This is a genomic window from Pseudoalteromonas sp. SR45-5 (assembly GCF_014163565.1).
Taxonomy (GTDB): Bacteria; Pseudomonadota; Gammaproteobacteria; order Enterobacterales; family Alteromonadaceae; genus Pseudoalteromonas; species Pseudoalteromonas distincta.
Genome location: NZ_JACJDN010000555.1, coordinates 1 through 2,659, shown reverse-complemented (window position 1 = coordinate 2,659; position 2,659 = coordinate 1). Strand labels below are relative to the sequence as shown.

The window sequence follows — 2,659 nt, the reverse complement described above, 5'->3', positions numbered from 1 at the left end:
CTACTAATAAGCTCGACAAAATAGTAATTAAACGCCTGCGAGCAATCGAGTCACCCAAAGGAGAAATAAATGATAACGCAAACGCGTAACCAATTTGTGTAAGCGCGGGAATACTCCCAAGCTGTGAATCAGTTAAATTAAATTCGTTCGCTATAAGCGGTAAAATAGGCTGGTTGTAGTATAAGTTTGCTGCTGTTGCGGCAATTGCAGTGGTCATTAGTAATAAAATAAATCGACTTAATGACTGATTTTGTTTGGGTTTGGTCATAGCTGTCTAGTGTTGTTAACTCATGCCGCTATGGTATGAGTTCTTTACCTATAACAAAAATGATATTATTTTATAGAATCTATACAAAAAATGTATTTAAGGTGCGTAATGGATATTAAAACATTAAAAAGTTTTGTCAGCGTGGCTAAGCATCAGAGTTTTTCAGAAGCGGCCAAAGAGCTACACACCGTGCAACCTGTAATAAGTAGGCATATTGCACAGCTCGAAAGCGAGCTTGATGTTGTGCTGTTTATAAGAAATTCACGCGATGTTGCAATAACTCAAGCGGGTGAGCAGCTATTAAAAGATGCACGCGCTATTTTGGCTCTAGCTGACAAAGCTAAAACTCAGGTTAAACGTGCCCACAACGGGCAGGTAGGTACACTTAATATTGCGCACTTAAGCTCGGCATGTTTAGCCTTTATGGCAGCACTGGTTCGAGAATACAAACAGCAATACCCAAGCGTGCACGTTACATTGTTTGAAATGACCGCAACTGAGCAGATACATGCGTTTAAAAATGATTTAATTGATGTGGGTTTTTCACGGCCTTTACCTGATTCGATTAACGATGAATTTGTAAGTCATACTATTTATGTAGATTCATTAGTGGCCATAGTTAATCAAAACCATGCGCTGGCAAATTATAAAAACATTGATTTAGTTAAACTAAAAAATGAGCCATTTATCATTTTTAATAGAGAGGAAGCACTTGGTCTTTTTGATGAAACCATTTTGCAATGCAAACAAGCTCGTTTTTCACCGAACATTATTAGCCAACCTCGACATATGCAAACATTAGTTACCGAAGTGGCTGCAGGCCTTGGTGTGGCAATTGCGCCTTATTGCGTACGTAAATTGTATAGTAAAGGGTGCCATTTTATAAAATTGAGCGATGTTTTTACGCAAATTCCGGTGCTATTACAATTTAAAAAAGCAGATACCAATGCGGCTGTTAATGCATTTGTTGAAATAGCCTTAAATGCAAAACCAAGTATTAAAAAAAGTATGGCGGAATAAAAAAGCCCAATTAAAAAAGTCAAAAGGGCTAAAAGGGTTGTGCTTAGGGAAGTTGTAGTCGTTTTTAAACTTATATTTAGAGATTATATTTAGAACTTATATCTAAAACCAAATGCTATACCGTCGTCTTCCGACTGCTCCATTTGTGCTTGTTGATCGTCGTTATCACTTTCGAAGTCACTAAAGTCCTTACGCGCTTCTATGTAGGCAATAGTAGCTTCGTCAATTAGGTAATGAAGGCCAATAACAGCAAACTGACGCTTAAATACATCGTTAGGATCGGCGTTAAAGTTTGGCTGAATTACGTAATCATCACCGGCATCAAACACGTTGTAGGCAATAAAAGGGCGAAAATCGTTATCAAAGCGGTAAGATGCAAATGTTTCTACACCGATTGCGTCTTTAATTAAGCGACCGATGTTATCTGTGTCGTGGTTTTTGTTTTTATTTACGTTGGCTGCAACGTATAGGCCGGGCTCATCAATGTTGCCCCACATAATACCTGCACCATAAATTAAATCTTCAACATTGCGAGTAGAACCATCGCCAAACGTTAAATCAAACTCACCACGGTTAACACCTGCTGTAAGTGTTAGCATGTCAGTTGGGGTATAAGTTACAGACGCACCAAATGTGTAATTAAATTCAACTTCTTGGGCTGCACTATCGCCAGAGTTCCAAAGTGCTTCACATTCTTCTTCTGAAATGTCGGTGACGTCACAGGTATAAAATTCGCTGTTTTTAAGCTGCGCTTGTACTGCAAAACTAAAATCGTTATAGCTATTGCGGTACTGCACTAATTTATCTCCACGGCCAGTGCCATTAACAGCGCCATCGTCTTTGTTATAGGTGTAAACACCAGCCGCATTGCCATCCCATACAAAGCTATTATTTGTGCCGTAAACTACGTCGTACCATGCACCCCATTGTTTACCAATGGTAAGTTGGCCATATTTTTCGTGCGAAAGCCCTGCGTAACCTAAACGGTTGTATAAAAACTCATCCTGGATAGACTCAAAACGATTGTTATAAATAATATCGCTGCTGCCAACAGGGTTTACACCCCATTCTACGAGTGCGAGTGCGGTCCAGTCTTTCTTAAGCTTTCGGGTAAATCCAAAGTTAATGCGCGAGGTACCGTTAACAACTTCGGTTTCGTTTTGTGTATTAATTACACGCACATCAAGATATCCACCAACTTCAACAGTATTTTTGTCATCTTTGTATAATTCAACTGCCGAAACAGCGGGTGCGAATACAATACTTGCGCTAATAAGCGTCGCTAATTTTTTGCTCATCTTGTGTGTTGCCCTGTGTAAATTGGTCAATTTTTTACGTAGGTAAAAATTCAGATTCGAAGACTAACAAAGC

General features: G+C 39.2%; 2 protein-coding genes and 1 pseudogene. 1 reads left to right on the top strand and 2 read right to left on the bottom strand.

Annotation, left to right across the window (positions count from 1 at the left end; all coding sequences use genetic code 11):
* Window positions 1–268 (bottom strand): annotated as a pseudogene (locus tag H5072_RS16395) (MFS transporter); the annotation flags it as partial.
* Window positions 269–376: 108 nt separating this feature from the next.
* On the opposite strand from H5072_RS16395, the gene H5072_RS16390 reads away from it, so the two are divergent.
* Window positions 377–1,288 carry a LysR family transcriptional regulator gene (locus H5072_RS16390; RefSeq protein ID WP_182694136.1) on the top strand — a complete coding sequence of 304 codons (912 nt, stop codon included), beginning with the start codon at window positions 377–379 and terminating at the stop codon, window positions 1,286–1,288.
* Window positions 1,289–1,377: 89 nt separating this feature from the next.
* On the opposite strand, the gene H5072_RS16385 is transcribed toward H5072_RS16390, so the two are convergent.
* The gene (locus H5072_RS16385; RefSeq protein WP_182694135.1) at window positions 1,378–2,586 is read right to left on the bottom strand and encodes a porin; all 1,209 of its coding nucleotides are present in this window, start codon (window positions 2,584–2,586) and stop codon (window positions 1,378–1,380) included.
* Window positions 2,587–2,659: the final 73 nt, after the last annotated feature.